This window comes from Acinetobacter thutiue (genome assembly GCF_030385805.1).
Classification (GTDB): domain Bacteria; phylum Pseudomonadota; class Gammaproteobacteria; order Pseudomonadales; family Moraxellaceae; genus Acinetobacter; species Acinetobacter corruptisaponis.
This window is the reverse complement of sequence record NZ_JAUDZE010000013.1, coordinates 1-18,016: the sequence shown is the minus strand read 5'-3', so window position 1 is coordinate 18,016 and position 18,016 is coordinate 1. Positions and strand designations below refer to the sequence as shown.

Sequence of the window (18,016 nt, the reverse complement as noted above, 5' to 3'; positions counted from 1 at the left end):
TCAGTCTTTTCGCATTACGCCAAATCCATAGTCATAACACCAAATTGTCATTTGATCATCATAAGCTGTTAAAGAAACTCGACAGCCCTGCTCATCAGAAATTTTATATTCATGACAATAATCAAGCATTTGTTGTGGTGTCAATGCCAACCATGCTTGTGGTGTTGCAGCTCTCTCCTCAAATTTAACCTGATCCCAAACTAAACCATACTTGGTATAGTTCGCATATTGGCTCGCTTTAACATCAATCCCATATACCTGTTTTTCTACAACCAAACCATCATCCCATTTAAACTTATAAATTTCTTGGTAATCACGCTCACGTAATGGTGTTTCATTATAAATATGTTCCGTCATAATACAGGCATCGACATCTGCACGAGAAAACATCTGTTCCCCTTGATCATAAAAATAATCTTGGCAAAACTTCTGAATCTGTTGATCATCCAGTTGCGCAAACAAGCAGCTCTGCTGATCAAAACGCAAACGAGCATTGATTACCAATTGCTGACTCTCATCCCACGGTAAAAGTTCAGCTAAATTTTGAGTTTTATAGGTGCTTACAGTATTAGATGATGAACTGTAGCCTTCATATCCTGGGTAGATAAAAACTTTACTTCTTTGAGTTGCCTGTTTTTTATAGCGTTCCCGATCTCGATCTTGGCAATAACGATAATTCCATTGTGGAATCATCACATTTGGCTGTTTAATTTTATCCAAGCGATGTCGATTAATCCGCCCTGCGGTTTGCACAATAGATTGCACACTCGAAGCATCAATAATCGCCCAATCAAAATCATGGTCTCGCCCAACCTCTTCTACAGGTGTTGCTACAACGATAAAAGGTACGGAACTAGCAGAACAATTTGTAACTAGATCGATAACCTCAGCGTCTTTTAGAATCTGTTCATTACCCGTTTTTCTTTTTTTGCCATCTTTATGTCGTGTTAAAAGCAGATCCAAACGTTGCTCTTTATAAAAACGAGAAATCAGCCAATCATTGGCATGATAACAAACAACCTTTACCTCCGACCAATGCTCAGATAAAAACTGAGCCAATCCAATCGCATGCTTAATGTTGGCAACTCGAATCAGACCCAGCGAAATTTGCTTTCCTGTTTGATTAAAATCCCAAGCATGATCATGATGTAATGTTTGAGCCGCTGCCAATATTGCCTGTTTCCAACTCAATACAGAAGTATCCGTAAAGGGAATAAGCTGTGCCAAACGATAGGTTGGCTTTTCTATTAAATGGGTTTGCAAGGTATCAAGATGCTGTTGATATTTATGATTAAAATCAGATGGTTGATCAGAATGATCTAACCAGATTTGAGGTTTAAGTTCATTATCAATCACAGCAATGATTGATTTCTGTTGTTTTTCATATAAGGCAGCTCGCATTTGCATACCCGATTCAAATGCTCGATGAATGGTTTTCGCCACTGTAAGTGATAAGGTTGCAGACGAACAAATCACATTACGTCCATACATGGCTGCTAATTGCACTAAACGCAGTACAGCAATGAGTGCTTTCGGTTCATAACCATCAACTTCATCCAGAATCAAATCACTGCTCATAATACGGAGCAACGCTTTGACATGATGCCCTTGTCGATGTGGTTCTCCTGCGGCAATCAAATAATCAACTGTGGATACCAATAAGGGCGAAGCCAGTACCGTCATACCTTTTTGATCAAACACTTTCCTCCCTTTTTGTTCAATGGTAAATAATGGATTAAGCCAGTCAGGTAAACCACATTCATCACCAAAAGCATCAAAAATCGGTTCAGACTGATTTTCATCTTCATCAATATATGCAGTTAATTTAGCTGCATTAAATAAATCTTGTGTCACGGTATCACCAATAACAACAGCAATTTCTTCATCAGATAGATTCATGGACGATTGCAAAGCATGACCTGTTTGCAACGTTAAAGAACGCAAATTTAAAGCAATACTCATACGTGGATCATCAGGTCTTAGCGTACATGCTGCTCGTAAGTTCATACGAGTTTTACCACTACCTGTACCTGCAATATTTAAAATTAAAGCAGGTATTTCTGGTGTTTTCTGAATCTGTTTTTGTAAAGCACCAGCAGCAATATTTTGCCACTGAAAACGAGGATTAGTCGTTGGTTGGCAAATATAATCGACTGTTTGCTCAGATAACCCTGATAAATTCAGGTCGGTCATCATCTGAACAGCGATACGAGAGGCTCGATCACCGACTTGATGTAAATGCCATTCTAAGGGTTGATCTTGCAGTTTTTCTTTTTTGGCTTTGCCTGTCTCTTTAAATTTAGTATTGGCAAATAAAGCGACATTTTCAGGTTTCACTGCGGAAAACTGTTGGGCAGAAACAATATGATCAGCATGAATCAAAGCCGCTCGTGAATGTAAAGCCAATGCTTTCCAATAAAGCCCTTGATCTTTCGGCTTGGTGACAGTTTGCTGAGGTAGCAATACAGTTAAACGCTGCATTCTTTTTTGATGACTATTAAAAATAGAGTGTGGCAAATCACCTGCACATGTCAGTTGTTGCAAACTCGGATTTAACTCTCGAACATGATTTTCATAATGTGGTAAAGCATTAAAAGGCGGATGCTTACCATCAGGTTCAATTCCCAATAAACCATGATGTGTGACAACAAGATAGTCAACCGCTTCAAGCTGATTGGAAATACCATACTCCGAGTCATTATTAATCTCACGATCATCCAAAGTAAATTTTTCTAAACCCTTATTTAGATTGTTCCAAGCAAACTGCCAATCCCAGCCATTTTTTCTCAGTTGCTGTAAGAGTTTCATGGATAGCCATTCATGGCGGACATCATCTTTGACTCGCTGCCCTGCCATTTGTGGGCTAAGTTTTTGCTGAAAATGCATTGATGCCTTACCAATATCGTGCATATCTCCTGCTGCACCTGCCAACAAACTACTGGCTTTAACCCAATTTTCTAGCATTAATCGTTTTTGATGTTTCTTGGTCGAAGCAACTGGATATGCACCATCTAGAGCAAACTTTTGTTTAGCGCCTACCACCCAAGCCAGCTTCATGCGTCGCATACCAAAATTTCGATAGGCAGCAACTGCTGTTTGCCGTGTTGCAACTTTGTTTAATGCACTTTTTATTTCTTTTAAAGCTGCTTCGGTCATTGGGGCTTGCCAAGAAGTATGACCTGTACGAATGGCATAGCTGTCTAAAATCGCTCGAGTCTTTTTTAAAGCTCTTTTTTCGCAAGCGGAGATGAAAATAACGTGCATAGTTTATAGTTGTTAAATTCTTAAGTATTAACAATATAGTGGGTTGTTTTAGTAGGGAAAGATAAGACGTAAGTTAATAATTATCAAAACGACATTTTGCGTCGTATTTTTTATCACAACAAAGTTGAATCTGTAACTTTATTATATTTCAGACAGTTCATATAAGAAATCAGAAACAATTTTAGCTAAATCCTCATGTTGATCCTGACTCTCCACAATATCAACCATTAGATCATCTAAGCCTGTACTCTCATGAATGGACACGCCTTGAATCTCTAAAAAAGTCAGCATTACAGCTAGTCCAGTGCGCTTGTTACCATCCACAAAAGCATGACCTTTGGCTAAAGCAATACCATACCATGCTGCTATTTCAAATAAATCATTGACATTATTATAATAAATTTGCTGATCAATACGTCCCAACACGCTCTCTAGTTTTTCAATATGACATCCCTCTCGACCCACACCTGTCTGACGAAGAATCTCGTCATGAACAGCAATTACAAAGGTTGAATTAATCATACTCATTTATAAGCAAGCTCTTGTATTTCTTCTTTATGTTGACGAATAACACGTTTAGCACTGTGCATAACCATACGCTTAGTTGCATCATTATTTTCAAACTGAATAGGCACGACTTGTCCAGCCAAAGCTGAACGTGCTTTATGATTTTCAACCTTAAAATCTTTTAATCGTTTGATCATACTCATTCCTCTTAGGATGTCTCATTCCAAAGCACTTCTAAACCATCTAAGCGATGACAAACATATAAAAATTAAGTGTAACCATTAATTTCTCAACCATCTAATACGATGGCATCATGAGTGTAACATGTCTAAAAATTCATAAAATTATCCTTAATAGTTACTTTTAAATTTTAAATTGACACCAGTATTTTATTCAGATATTTTTATGAATAAATGGACATAAAAAAAGCAGATATTCAGCCTGCAAAAACTTCATATCTGCTTTTGTCCATTTCCACAGTGTCTAATTACTACGGAGGACTATCTAAATGGTAGCACAACCTGTCCTATTTCCATGCAGCTTTAAGTTGCAAATTTTATTACTTCCTCAGCAAATCACAAAGCGGGGAATAATGTATGTCTAAGTTCATCATTAACCAAAATGCTCAAGCGAATGGCGATCATGAAGTTCACAACCTAACCACTGGTTGTCCATTTATGCCCCAACCTCAAAATAGAATTGACTTAGGTGAACATACTTATTGCTTTGGTGCTGTTTCATTGGCGAAAAGAAATTGGCCTCAAGCAAGAATCAATGGTTGCTATTACTGTTGTAATCCTTGTCATACAAGTTAATTCACATTAATTACCGATATAAAGTCATAAGCTTTAGACAAAATACTTATGCGACACCCTATGTCGCATAAGTAGAGCTAACTGTTTGTATGCGTAAAAGAATCTGTTAAAAAAGATTAAGACAAGAAAAATGGAGAACCTAATGCCCGAACCAGAAAATGATGTTTTTATAAATGCTTTAGAGGAATCAGTACATTTTTCATTTAAGACCATCAATTCTAATATTGAAAAAGGCGGGCTTCGTTTAAGTACGCAACAGGCACTTGATTTGCCTTATCTCAGTGCCAGAACCCTACTCAATGAAAACTTTCTGATTCCAACCGACTATCAGGCTAATGCAGGTAAAACCGCTTCTCTTTTTAAAGTGGTTAAAGCTGCGATGCTGAATGATGACATCAGTTCAGAAGAAACCGAATTTCAACAACAAGTTGAACGACTTAAACCGTATATCCAGCCTATTTTTGCTACACCTTATCAGGCAGGGACAGAAGATATTGATATTCGGATGCGCCAGCTTTTAATTCCCCAAAATGGTGAATATGTCTCAATAAGTCCACTCACTGCTGCTGGTGTCAATTATTTGATTAATCAGGAAGTTGATGCCATTAATATTGTTCGTAAAGAAAAAGACAGTGAGTTCAATGGAATTCAAACTGCTGTTTTCGGCATTGGCGGTGCAAATCCACAAAATGTTGGAAGTCTTGTACGAGCCATGCAACGTCCAATTACTCTAGATTCACCTAAAATAGATGAGAATATTCGTGCAGCATTTAAGATTTTCCATACAGGATTTGAATATTATATTCCAAATAAAATCTTGTTTAAAAATGATGAAGAAATTATTCCTGACATTATTTTATGGTCAAAAATGCTTGAAGAAAAGCTGATTGCCACAGCACAAAATACCTATCAAGATTGGAATGACTTAGGAGTATTTGCACCTGAGACCAATGCTAGAGTTCGTCGAGCTGAGTTGTCCTTTCTAAAAAACATCTTTGATTTTGTAAACTATCAAGGACATAAGCAATTACAAGTACTTAAAACTGTTCAGGATAGATTACCTATCTATTCTAAAAATGAAGAAAATAATCAAGAGCCTTTAACTTCTTTATTACACCCACAAGTGAGATTTGTTATTCAAGGGCTTATTGTGCCTGAGTTAAGAGATGATATTTGGCGTATTCAATTTGCTGATGAATTAGCGGATAAAATCATTGGCCAGTCATTCTATCTTCGTCCTGAACTACCAGAAATAAGCATACCCTTGGATCAAAATGCTAAAGGCTACCTCGCCCGACGTTTACGGGAGATCATTCGATGAGTCGTTATGCGGTTATTCCTCGTATTCGGGTGCAAAATGCCAATATGCAAAGCAATGGCTTTTTGTTAGGTGGCGTACCACTCATGACTGCCAATATGTTTGCTCATCATTTGGCAAAGCAACTGGGTACACAAGATCAAGGCATCATTTATATTCACCATGATCAGCAACGTTTAGGTGGACAGGCGTATGGAAAGTTTACGCCCGCTCAACGACGTGGTGCAGTATTTATTGGTAAAAAGGATTATTCCTCCAAAAATAAATATGCATTGTCTTTACAACCCACAGCCTCCTGTCATTTAGAGTTTAGTCTAATTATTAAGTTTGCCAGTTCTCGAATTAGTCCAGAGAAACTGACCAATATTTTAAAGCGCAGTCGTTTTGCAGGAGGACAGATTATCGAGTTTTCCGACATTACCACACACAGTGACAATGAACTGGAAACAGCACTAAAAAAGATCAAAACAGGTTTTGTGATTTTGAATAGACAAGACTTATTACTTGAATATCAACAACGCCATCAAATCAATCGAATTCAGGCATTTACCCAACTGTTAGCATTAAAGTCTGATCCACTGAGAGCATTTTTTAATGACCAAAGTTTAAGCTGGATTTCCGCTACGACTTTGGGTTATGCCCTGCTTGAAACAGCAACCGATCAGCGTACTGGGATTCGCCAAGCTCAAGATCAGCAAAGTACAACCCATGCTTACGCCGAACCTTTAACAGGAATTGTGCAATATTTTTCTCTAGGGGAAATTTTACGTAAATCAACCGAAGCTGAAAGTGATACATGGCATGACTTGCAACAACTTTTGTGGACTTATCAATGGCCACAAGATGACATTTTCCTTTTACAACAAAACTGTACCAATGCAAATTAAGCTTTAAATATAAGGATTTTTCACATGACAATTTTTAAAAAATTACCTGGCAGCCTTTCCCTACAACGTGGCACAGTGGTAAGTGATGGAGCATTCTTTAACTTATATGAAGATGGCAAACAAGAAGCTTTACACGTGATGTATCACGGTATTCGAGGTACTCAGAATGTGGCAGGCAATAAAGAGAAAGGTGCAGCAACAGGTAATTCTCTTGCCCGTGAAGTCACCAATATTCAATTGACTGAATCTGCAAAATTACAACCGAATGCTAAACTTCTGGTGAAATGGGATTTTCGTTTTATCGATTTAAGTTATGTCCTATTTGCCAGCGCATCCAAAGCAGGTGCTGATAAAAGTGAGGAATATAATTTCCGTCAAGCATTTTTAGGTTTTGTCGATCGTGCTAAACAAAGTGATGGACTGAAAGAAGTTGTACGTCGCTATATCCGTAATATCATCAATGGTCGTTGGTTATGGCGTAATCGTATCGTTGCTGAAAGTATTAATATTCAAGTGACTGCACAAGACTATCCTGAAAAATTTAGTTTTGATGCGCTCTCCTACAACCTCAAGAGTTTTGAAAATCCATCTGAGCAAGAACAAAAACTGGCTAATATTTTACTAAAAGGTATTACTGGCGAATCGACCAATGCGGCTTTGCATATTGAAGCGATTGTTGATTTTGGTATGGGAGGTGTTGAAGTATTTCCCTCTCAAAATTATTTAGAAGAAAAAACTAAAGGATTTTCTCGTTCTCTCTATCAACTCACGCCTAAAAAACCTGATCATAAGGCCAACGACAATCAATATTTAGGTCAGGCTGCATTGCGTGACCAAAAGATTGGTAATGCGCTAAGAACAATTGATACCTGGTATCCATTGTTTGAGGAAAATGATAAAAAACCAATTGCGGTTGAACCGAATGGTGCAAATTTAGAGGGACAGATTTTTTATCGGGTGGGTAGAGATAAAGTATCTGCATTTGATATTTTAAAAGAAGTGGATGAGCTTGATCCAAACAGTGATAAAGGGATGTTCCTGATTGCGTGTTTAATTCGTGGTGGCGTGTACTCTGAGGGTGAATAATCATGGATGCTCATTTCTACCTTGATGTCCGTGTACTGGAATCTTCAGATGATACGGATTTAAAACTGGGTCATATTCGTAATCAGATTTATACCGTGATTCATGGTGCATTTCGCAAACTGCCAGCGCATTATGCGTTGGCTGTAGAAATGTCTGATAAATTAAAAGCCAAACAAGAACAGTTTGAAAAAAAGCATGGTCGTACAGCTAAACCTAATTTTGATATTTTGCGTATTTTTGCAGAACAACAAGATGACTTAGAGCAACTGATTGAAGCCATTAAAGGACACTGGAAAATTCGAGACTATACTGTTCTAGGGACAGCGATTGCCGTGCCTACAGCCAAAATATCAGGTTGGAAAAGTTATCGACGTTTTCGCATTCCAACCCAAAAAGCAGAACGTACCCAACTTTCCCATCAAAATGAGCCTTTGCGTGATCGACGTTTACAAGCAGCAAAAGATAAACCATTTTTTCAGGTCATAAGTCAAAGTACAGGTCAGGGCTTTACCATCATTATTGATATTCAAGACTGTGAAAATGCAGGACATGGTTTACCTGATAGTTATGGACTGGCTCGTAAAGAAAGCCCTTTTGCCTTGCCTGTATTTTAAGGAGGAGTTATGAGCCAACTCCGTCAGGAACGTAGCAAACCGCTAATGCTTTCAAAGCGAGCTTGTGTATTTTATTTGGAAAAAGTACAAGTTATCTTAAAAGATGATCGGGTTGTATATTTAACCAATAGCCTACAACCTGTTGAGTATTTTTATAATATTCCTGAGAAAAATACGGCTTTTCTTTTATTGGGTAAAGGCAGTTCCATCACAGATGCAGCCGCTCGACGTTTAGCAGAATCCAATGTCATGGTTGGATTCTGTGGTTCTGGTGGCTCTCCCCTATTTTCTGCTTTAGATTTAACCTTTCTTGCACCTCAAAGTGAATACCGTCCAACTGACCATATGCAAATTTGGATGAGAGCATGGCTAGATGATGATGCACGCCTGCTTATGGCAAAAATATTATTATTGGAACGTGTTGTTTTAGTTTCTGATACATGGAAAAAGAATATTGATCTGATTCAACACGGTATTTATATCAATGAAAATGCGTTAAATACCTTTAAACAAGATATTGATCAAGCGACCAATCAGCAAGAATTATTGGCTGCCGAGGGTCGATGGGCAAAAGCTTTATACAAAGAATTGGCAAAAGGTTTTAAACTTGATTTCACTCGGAATGAGGGTAAAAATTCTCACGATACCATTACAGATATCGCCAATAATTATCTAGATCATGGCAATTATATTGCCTATGGTTATGCAGCCGTTGCCCTAAATGGCATGGGAATTAGCTTTGCCTTGCCTATCCTGCATGGTAAAACTCGTCGTGGTGGGTTGGTATTTGATATTGCTGATTTAGTTAAAGATGCTTTTGTTATGCCACTTGCTTTTTCTTGCGCTGCTAAGGGACAAAATCAAAAAGACTTTCGTATGCAATTGATTGAAACTTGTCAAGATAATGACCTGTTAGATTATATGTTTGGCTTCATTTCTGATTTATGCACTAAAATCAAATAAAATCATCTAGTTATAAATATCACTTCTTTTTGAAGTATTTTCACTCATTAAAAGCTTATATAATTGATTTTAGGAGTTTTGTGCTTGATTAACTCCAGTTCATCATCGTTTAGATGATTTAGAAAAAACACGTACTGTAAGTCTAAAAACGCCACTTGTTCATCATCGTTTAGATGATTTAGAAATGTTGCTCCTGTTCAAACCGAGCTTAGACAAGGTTCATCATCGTTTAGATGATTTAGAAAAACCTGTTCTGCTGCTTGAGCTATACGCTGTGGTTCATCATCGTTTAGATGATTTAGAAAGAGCTTGCTGATTTGTAGCCAGTTGCCGAGCTGTTCATCATCGTTTAGATGATTTAGAAAATACGATATACATATTGTGGTTCACAAGAATCGTTCATCATCGTTTAGATGATTTAGAAATTACTGGACTTGCCTGCATCTGGAGTTAATTTGTTCATCATCGTTTAGATGATTTAGAAATATAGACAACTTTCGGGTGTAAAAAACAGTACGTTCATCATCGTTTAGATGATTTAGAAAGATATGGGATGATAATGCACTGATCTCTGGTGGTTCATCATCGTTTAGATGATTTAGAAATAATTGTCAAAATCTAAGGTGGCTTCATGTACGTTCATCATCGTTTAGATGATTTAGAAATCAATCAGGTGATAGCCCGTCATTGGCTTTTGGTTCATCATCGTTTAGATGATTTAGAAACATTACGTTTGATTTACATGATGACCGTTATCGTTCATCATCGTTTAGATGATTTAGAAAAGAATTTCCCGCTTGGAGTTTTCTCTGTTGGCGTTCATCATCGTTTAGATGATTTAGAAAATTGCAAACCAACGCAATTCACCTGGCGCTGCGTTCATCATCGTTTAGATGATTTAGAAATGTTTCCTGTTGACACTACGCGAATGGGTCATGTTCATCATCGTTTAGATGATTTAGAAAATGCAAGTTCAATTTAATACACGTGTAATTTTGTTCATCATCGTTTAGATGATTTAGAAATTGAATTCTGTGAAATTTCAATGGGCCACCTAGTTCATCATCGTTTAGATGATTTAGAAATGAACAGCTTCACAAGCTATTGTTTTTACATAGTTCATCATCGTTTAGATGATTTAGAAACGAAAGCGGATCAGCTCGTTCTGGATGATTTAGTTCATCATCGTTTAGATGATTTAGAAAAATGCCAAAGATTTCACCATCAAGGCAAACCCGTTCATCATCGTTTAGATGATTTAGAAAATGACTAAATCAAAGGTTGCGGGGATTGTTTTGTTCATCATCGTTTAGATGATTTAGAAAACAAGCAACATCTATCCCATCTGACTTCAATGGTTCATCATCGTTTAGATGATTTAGAAATATCTCAAATTTCTTTTTTCTAGCCACGTTATGTTCATCATCGTTTAGATGATTTAGAAATGCATTTGCTAAGTGGGTTGGACGAAGTGCGGGTTCATCATCGTTTAGATGATTTAGAAATGCAAGGCTGGATGAAGTCGATGCAGGTCAGCGTTCATCATCGTTTAGATGATTTAGAAAAAAGAAGATCATGAAAAAATATCCAGTTAATCGTTCATCATCGTTTAGATGATTTAGAAATATCTGGAGCGTAAACAGGTGCCTGCTTTACAGTTCATCATCGTTTAGATGATTTAGAAAAAGCCAACAATCGCTGCCACCTCTTCAATGACGTTCATCATCGTTTAGATGATTTAGAAAAGTCACAGCAAGAGACTTGCCGAGACTGAAACGTTCATCATCGTTTAGATGATTTAGAAAGCTATCTTGACAGTCGCGGTAATTACGTCAGTGTTCATCATCGTTTAGATGATTTAGAAATGCGTGATCGGGTCATGCAGATGCTTGATGGCGTTCATCATCGTTTAGATGATTTAGAAATCTGATAGGTACGCTCATGGAGCATTTCCTGAGTTCATCATCGTTTAGATGATTTAGAAATAACTGGCCGTGCTCAACACCAACGATGTACCGTTCATCATCGTTTAGATGATTTAGAAAACACCACCCGCACCATCACTACTAAGCTTCGTGTTCATCATCGTTTAGATGATTTAGAAATTAACCGAACAAGATCCATCTCATTCCTGACAGTTCATCATCGTTTAGATGATTTAGAAACTACGTGTATTACGCTCTAAAGATTTATCAATGTTCATCATCGTTTAGATGATTTAGAAAAAATCCTCTTCATGTAATCGCTGCATAATGACGTTCATCATCGTTTAGATGATTTAGAAAAACATTGCCCGTCAGTAATTCTTTTTTTGTTGGTTCATCATCGTTTAGATGATTTAGAAAGCATACTTCTTCAATGGTTCACTGATCATGCTGTTCATCATCGTTTAGATGATTTAGAAAAAAGATAGGCAGTATTTCTTAAAAGACTCAGTGTTCATCATCGTTTAGATGATTTAGAAATATGCGGCCACATTACCCTCAACATCCGCTATGTTCATCATCGTTTAGATGATTTAGAAATTAACTTATGGCACCCAGTTGGGTGCTTTTTTATTCATCATCGTTTAGATGATTTAGAAAAGACTATATGAAGTTTGGCGCCGTACGTGAAAGTTCATCATCGTTTAGATGATTTAGAAATTGATCAATGCCTTGCCTGCCTTGTCATACCCGTTCATCATCGTTTAGATGATTTAGAAATGATACGCTGTGAGCTTTAAGCCCTCCCATTTGTTCATCATCGTTTAGATGATTTAGAAATAAGTCAGATGGTTCAAACGCGTCTAGCGCGCGTTCATCATCGTTTAGATGATTTAGAAAGAACTTATCAAGCATGGCTCTAGCACGATCTAGTTCATCATCGTTTAGATGATTTAGAAAGATAACGTCACCTATAGCGTTAAGCTCGTCGCGTTCATCATCGTTTAGATGATTTAGAAATTTGTTGTAAATGGATTGTTAATCACGGGGGAGTTCATCATCGTTTAGATGATTTAGAAATGAAAATCCACCTGTTGGATTTAGTACACAACGTTCATCATCGTTTAGATGATTTAGAAAAAAGCGTTCGGGACGGTCAATCAAGCGTTCCCGTTCATCATCGTTTAGATGATTTAGAAACCAAACCTTTTCAACCAACTACACCTTTACTGGTTCATCATCGTTTAGATGATTTAGAAAAACTGTGACAACACTGGTAAACGGGAATGTTCGTTCATCATCGTTTAGATGATTTAGAAATGGAACGGTGGGGGATCTTTTCGATGCCTACGGTTCATCATCGTTTAGATGATTTAGAAATTGAGAGCCAATATAATGACTGGGCCAATAATGTTCATCATCGTTTAGATGATTTAGAAACAAATCATCATTGAACAGAAGCAACTCAGCATGTTCATCATCGTTTAGATGATTTAGAAATGACTTTGTTGCAGCCTTAGCGGCATCCTCTTGTTCATCATCGTTTAGATGATTTAGAAATCAAAATGGTGGTAATTCTTGGACTGCAAGTAGTTCATCATCGTTTAGATGATTTAGAAAGAACATAATTCCAAGAACGAAGGTGCCAGTGGGTTCATCATCGTTTAGATGATTTAGAAATTATCCAGGTGAATCAAGCCCTTATCTGGAACGTTCATCATCGTTTAGATGATTTAGAAATCCATTGCTCACATAAGCCAGACGAGAATGTTGTTCATCATCGTTTAGATGATTTAGAAATCAGTGGCATTAACAACCTTGTCATCCACCTCGTTCATCATCGTTTAGATGATTTAGAAAAGAATCTGCTTAAAGAATGCAAACGACCATCGGTTCATCATCGTTTAGATGATTTAGAAATTAATCAACGGTCAAAAAGATACTAATGCTAAGTTCATCATCGTTTAGATGATTTAGAAAAGATGCAGGGTGACGTATGAGCTGATGAACCGGTTCATCATCGTTTAGATGATTTAGAAACCACTGGAAAGTGTCCTGAAAATTATGTGAAAGTTCATCATCGTTTAGATGATTTAGAAAGTGCTGAGAAAGACGGTGTAGAAAAAGTCTATGTTCATCATCGTTTAGATGATTTAGAAAAATCACTGCCTGAACTTTTGGGGGCTTGCATTGTTCATCATCGTTTAGATGATTTAGAAAGTCTGTATACCGTGCTGAGAAAGACGGTGTAGGTTCATCATCGTTTAGATGATTTAGAAAAAAGCGAATAACGCTTTCAAATTCTATTCATTGTTCATCATCGTTTAGATGATTTAGAAAGTGGTCAAGGAATACGAGCACAAGGGAACGGCGTTCATCATCGTTTAGATGATTTAGAAATTTGTCATATCCTTACGTTCTTGAATTTGTTAGTTCATCATCGTTTAGATGATTTAGAAATTATTTGTTGCATCAACACCAGCTACTGAAACGTTCATCATCGTTTAGATGATTTAGAAAGACGTATCAGGAAGTATTTTCTTTATTTAAGATGTATGGATCACTCTTTACGACCTGTTTAAATTTTCATTTTCCGAACAAAAGTTTGTATTTTAATTTTGATAAGTTTACTCAACAGAGATACAAGGATATTGAGTTTATAAAAAAGAAAATCTTGGAAAGTGATCCAGCATTAGTAAAAGCTTTTTATAAATATGAAGATGATGGTGAACGAGGTTTAAAGTTTAGTTGTATTCTGATCTATGCAGGTAGTGCAAAAAAATCAAAGCAAAATTTGATCAGACTTATATCTAACAAATTAGCTGGCCTCATTATCGATTATCCCATTGAATTAGAAGATTGGGGTAAGGAAATTGAGCAACTAGCATATCAATCTGTGGTTGGGTCTTTAAGTAATGAAAAGCAATTAAGACGCTTTTTTTATTGGACAGTAAGTCCTTATTGTCGTTATGAACAATTTTTCAAATTAAGAACGATTACTAACTTCAATACCTCATTAATAATGGTCAATGAAGAATTCTCTGGGATGTATCTAGGCGTAAAGCAAAATCAACTTGATGACTATGAGCAACCTATGGATTTTAGGAAGTTTAAGAATTATAGTTCTAGTGTTGATGTGGTTTGGGATACTAAGAATTTAGATAAATTACTACAAGAAAAAAATAAGGCTGCATTCATCTACTATCATGAGCTTGAGTTGAGGGATGATTTTCAAGGAAGACTAGATGATCTTTCTGGTTTTTACTATCTCAGTATTTTTATAGACAATCTTAGTCAGCAAAGAGAGCCTTTCTTTATTTTCACCTATGGGGCACAAAAAAATGAAAAACAGGTGCGGGTAACACGTATAGGTAATCAATTATTATTCCTCCTGAAGAATTTTATTCTAATGGGTGGTGACGCAATTGATACCTATGAAATTTCTAATAGGGTTCTGCATGGCCGTTTTGATCTACTTCTCAAGAGCGATATTTGGTTTAAGATTAGGGAGATTGCTCTACGTAGAGATAGCCGTTTAACTGTAGAACAATTACATGGTTTTAACATTGCTCGTGATCAGACTCCTTTTGCCAGTGGTATTCCTAAACATGAAGTTCGCATACCTGATTTCAATTCTATTTCTGTCCATAAAAAAACCTTTTATAGCGATGACCAATTTACCTACTATGAGAAAAGAACAGCCGAAACAAGAAAATACGTTCAAGCTTTTTTTAAACAAGACTTTCAGTTGGCAAGATTTCAAATTTTTTATAATCATCCCTATTTTGATAGTGAGACTTTAAGGAGTACTTTTTCATCATTTTTTACTGAATTTCTTCGTCTTAACAAGCGTACTGAGTTGTTAAAGGAATTGTTAGGATATTTCTTGGTATGGTTGCATGATCACCAAAACAGGCCCTATATCGATTTGATTGTTATTTTAAAATGCACTGGTGTCACATCTAAAAACCGATTAATTCTTGCTAAAAAATTGGATGAGGCATGGAAAAGTTTTTTATTACGTCAACAATTAGAGTTTGGGCCAGTAAAGCCAAATTCATTTTTTTCACAAGTAGTTAATCTACCAATCATGCGTTCAGTACATGCCTTAAATCAAGATTCAGTTGTGGTCGAAATTTTGAATAAGGCCTTACATAAAGAGATTGCTAACTACTTGGTTCCATATTTCACGTATAGGCATTTCTTCTTACCATATAATGTTGATAGTAAAGAATTACCATTGGGCAAACAAAAGGTTAAATTATTCAGTCGAGGTGTGTTAGTAAAGCAGAAGAAGATAAAGCCTAAGAGGGAGAATAAAACTATGTCAAGACCAGACTTTATTGTTTCTAAATCATCTAAACGATGATGAACTTAATCGTCTTGGTTGTGTTTGGGCACTACTTTTTCTAAATCATCTAAACGATGATGAACCAATTGGTTTTACTTGGGGTGCTGACGGTATTTTTCTAAATCATCTAAACGATGATGAACGGAACAGGCCGCGGATACGAATCATATATCCTTTTCTAAATCATCTAAACGATGATGAACCGTAGATGCCCACGCCAAATATTCCACTGATATTTCTAAATCATCTAAACGATGATGAACTCAGTGCACACGCCCAGTCCCATCAGGTGTATTTTCTAAATCATCTAACCGATGATGAACAACGGTATCGCTTACAAACGGCTTTCCATTCGTTTCTAAATCATCTAAACGATGATGAACTTAGCTCTGCAACGTCATACCGTTACGGTTGTTTTCTAAATCATCTAAACGATGATGAACTACGTGTGGTCCACTGGATTTTATCTCCCGCATTTCTAAATCATCTAAACGATGATGAACGTTCATGAATATTGTCATTGTTCTTACACAGATTTCTAAATCATCTAAACGATGATGAACGAGCACCATTATTAATAATGGTCATTATTAATTTTCTAAATCATCTAAACGATGATGAACGTTAATAAAAAAATTACTGATCTCATTTTCAATTTCTAAATCATCTAAACGATGATGAACTATCTTTAGGACAGCCAAGGATGTGCACTGTATTTCTAAATCATCTAAACGATGATGAACCAAAGGAACAAAAAAAATGAGCCGTTTTAGACTTTCTAAATCATCTAAACGATGATGAACCTTTCAATTCATAAATCACAATTGCGTCTAAATTTCTAAATCATCTAAACGATGATGAACATCCTTAACTTCTTTAACCCATGCCCATTCGTTTTCTAAATCATCTAAACGATGATGAACGAATAGATCATCTAGGCCACCACCATCAAAGCTTTCTAAATCATCTAAACGATGATGAACAGATGCCTAAACAAAACAGTGCGGTTAGTGTTTTTCTAAATCATCTAAACGATGATGAACATCAAAAATCTGGAATTAAACTACAAGCGTCTTTTCTAAATCATCTAAACGATGATGAACATACCTATGTTCTTAAACTTAGGAATTTTTTATTTCTAAATCATCTAAACGATGATGAACATGTGCTAGAGTTGATTAAACATCACGCTGATTTTCTAAATCATCTAAACGATGATGAACGCTACTGACGTAACTAGCAGTCGTCTAATATCTTTCTAAATCATCTAAACGATGATGAACGTGTTTTCTCAGCTTAGTCTTAGCCGTTTTGGTTTCTAAATCATCTAAACGATGATGAACGCAATGATTACGGCATGCGAATGGCGTTTGACTTTCTAAATCATCTAAACGATGATGAACACTATTCGCGACTTGTTAATGCAAGGTCGTATTTTCTAAATCATCTAAACGATGATGAACCCAGTCTGTATAAATTGACTCCAGTCCATTCTTTTCTAAATCATCTAAACGATGATGAACGTACTCCATTTTTGGTAAAACAGTTTCCATGATTTCTAAATCATCTAAACGATGATGAACTTGCTAAATGGTGATTATGCGGATGGGGTGCTTTATCCTGCTTCTGTAGACTAAAGTAATTTTTCTGCCTTTCAGAGATAAGACCTGCTCCTTTGTTCAATTGAGCATTCAAAGATTTTATTAGATTTACTAAACAATCAAGCTCAACTTGAGCCTCATATCTCAAATAATAAAGTTGCCAATGGCTTATAGAAGTTCCTATTGTAGTATCTCGAGCTACAGATAAAAGCGTATGAAAGCACTGAAATTCAATCGAACTGGTGACTTCCCATATTCCACGATTGTGATTCCACACTTGAAATAACTGCTTAAAGATATAAGCAGTTTTAGTCATTAGGTTAACCAACCTTACAGACTGGTGAATTTTATTATTGTCTATATTTTTTTCTATTCCCCATAACAATTCCAAGACATCAATATGTTCACTAAAAATTGAAAAATCGTCTTTTTTCGACTCAACACAGTCTGCCAAACTTGTTTTGAATTTTAATCTAAGTAAATCAAATAGGCTTTTATCACTTATTTTATAGCTGATTTCCATATTTTTAATCATTTAAAATAATAATTTACTATAATTAACCTGAATCACGGATAAGCCATAGACTTGAAAAAGAGAAGGACTAGAGCCATCAGTTGAGTTACCACACAAAACTTACGACTCTAGTCCTTATGTTCGATAGTACCCAATTATTCTGTATAATTG

At 36.3% G+C, this 18,016-nt stretch carries 9 protein-coding genes and 2 CRISPR repeat arrays; of the genes, 6 read left to right on the top strand and 3 right to left on the bottom strand.

Annotated elements, in window-relative coordinates; genetic code table 11:
• The 3 genes from cas3f to QTA56_RS17035 all read right to left on the bottom strand — a co-directional run bounded on the left by cas3f (position 1) and on the right by QTA56_RS17035 (position 3,968).
• On the bottom strand, positions 1-3,264 hold the full coding sequence (cas3f, locus tag QTA56_RS17045; RefSeq protein ID WP_267982173.1) for a type I-F CRISPR-associated helicase Cas3f: 3,264 nt from the start codon (positions 3,262-3,264) through the stop codon (positions 1-3).
• A gap of 141 nt (positions 3,265-3,405) precedes the next feature.
• Complete coding sequence (locus QTA56_RS17040) at positions 3,406-3,792, bottom strand: type II toxin-antitoxin system death-on-curing family toxin (RefSeq protein ID WP_267982172.1); 387 nt, start codon at positions 3,790-3,792, stop codon at positions 3,406-3,408.
• Positions 3,789-3,968: a hypothetical protein gene (locus tag QTA56_RS17035; RefSeq protein WP_267982171.1), complete on the bottom strand. Its 180-nt coding sequence runs from the start codon at positions 3,966-3,968 to the stop codon at positions 3,789-3,791. The genes QTA56_RS17040 and QTA56_RS17035 overlap by 4 nt, the downstream gene beginning before the upstream one ends.
• 399 nt (positions 3,969-4,367) lie before the next feature.
• On the opposite strand from QTA56_RS17035, the gene QTA56_RS17030 reads away from it, so the two are divergent.
• The 6 genes from QTA56_RS17030 (at position 4,368) to cas1f (ending at position 9,454) form a co-directional block, all read left to right on the top strand.
• Positions 4,368-4,586 carry a hypothetical protein gene (locus QTA56_RS17030; protein ID WP_267982170.1) on the top strand — a complete coding sequence of 73 codons (219 nt, stop codon included), beginning with the start codon at positions 4,368-4,370 and terminating at the stop codon, positions 4,584-4,586.
• A gap of 142 nt (positions 4,587-4,728) precedes the next feature.
• Positions 4,729-5,907, top strand: a complete 1,179-nt coding sequence (locus QTA56_RS17025; protein ID WP_267982169.1) for a hypothetical protein — start codon at positions 4,729-4,731, stop codon at positions 5,905-5,907.
• Positions 5,904-6,791 (top strand): type I-F CRISPR-associated protein Csy2, encoded by an 888-nt coding sequence (csy2, locus tag QTA56_RS17020; protein ID WP_267982168.1) that lies wholly within the window; start codon positions 5,904-5,906, stop codon positions 6,789-6,791. The genes QTA56_RS17025 and csy2 overlap by 4 nt, the downstream gene beginning before the upstream one ends.
• 24 nt (positions 6,792-6,815) lie before the next feature.
• The gene (gene csy3 / locus QTA56_RS17015; protein ID WP_267982167.1) at positions 6,816-7,877 is read left to right on the top strand and encodes a type I-F CRISPR-associated protein Csy3; all 1,062 of its coding nucleotides are present in this window, start codon (positions 6,816-6,818) and stop codon (positions 7,875-7,877) included.
• A 2-nt stretch (positions 7,878-7,879) separates the two neighbouring features.
• Positions 7,880-8,491: a type I-F CRISPR-associated endoribonuclease Cas6/Csy4 gene (gene cas6f / locus QTA56_RS17010; protein WP_267982166.1), complete on the top strand. Its 612-nt coding sequence runs from the start codon at positions 7,880-7,882 to the stop codon at positions 8,489-8,491.
• Positions 8,492-8,500: 9 nt separating this feature from the next.
• Entirely contained in the window at positions 8,501-9,454 is a 954-nt protein-coding gene (gene cas1f, locus QTA56_RS17005; RefSeq protein WP_267982165.1) for a type I-F CRISPR-associated endonuclease Cas1f, read from the top strand.
• A gap of 97 nt (positions 9,455-9,551) precedes the next feature.
• A CRISPR array of direct repeats spans positions 9,552-13,899; the repeat unit is 28 nt; unit sequence GTTCATCATCGTTTAGATGATTTAGAAA.
• 1,826 nt (positions 13,900-15,725) lie between these two features.
• A CRISPR array of direct repeats spans positions 15,726-17,313; the repeat unit is 28 nt; unit sequence TTTCTAAATCATCTAAACGATGATGAAC.
• Positions 17,314-18,016 lie beyond the last annotated feature (703 nt).

What these genes read in the sequence shown, in the direction of transcription:
- cas6f (WP_267982166.1), top strand. Translation starts at nt 7,880, where the DNA reads ATGGATGCTCATTTCTACCTTGATGTCCGTGTACTGGAATCTTCAGAT.
- cas3f (WP_267982173.1), bottom strand. Translation starts at nt 3,264, where the DNA reads ATGCACGTTATTTTCATCTCCGCTTGCGAAAAAAGAGCTTTAAAAAAG.
- QTA56_RS17030 (WP_267982170.1), top strand. Translation starts at nt 4,368, where the DNA reads ATGTCTAAGTTCATCATTAACCAAAATGCTCAAGCGAATGGCGATCAT.
- csy3 (WP_267982167.1), top strand. Translation starts at nt 6,816, where the DNA reads ATGACAATTTTTAAAAAATTACCTGGCAGCCTTTCCCTACAACGTGGC.
- QTA56_RS17040 (WP_267982172.1), bottom strand. Translation starts at nt 3,792, where the DNA reads ATGAGTATGATTAATTCAACCTTTGTAATTGCTGTTCATGACGAGATT.
- QTA56_RS17025 (WP_267982169.1), top strand. Translation starts at nt 4,729, where the DNA reads ATGCCCGAACCAGAAAATGATGTTTTTATAAATGCTTTAGAGGAATCA.
- csy2 (WP_267982168.1), top strand. Translation starts at nt 5,904, where the DNA reads ATGAGTCGTTATGCGGTTATTCCTCGTATTCGGGTGCAAAATGCCAAT.
- QTA56_RS17035 (WP_267982171.1), bottom strand. Translation starts at nt 3,968, where the DNA reads ATGATCAAACGATTAAAAGATTTTAAGGTTGAAAATCATAAAGCACGT.
- cas1f (WP_267982165.1), top strand. Translation starts at nt 8,501, where the DNA reads ATGAGCCAACTCCGTCAGGAACGTAGCAAACCGCTAATGCTTTCAAAG.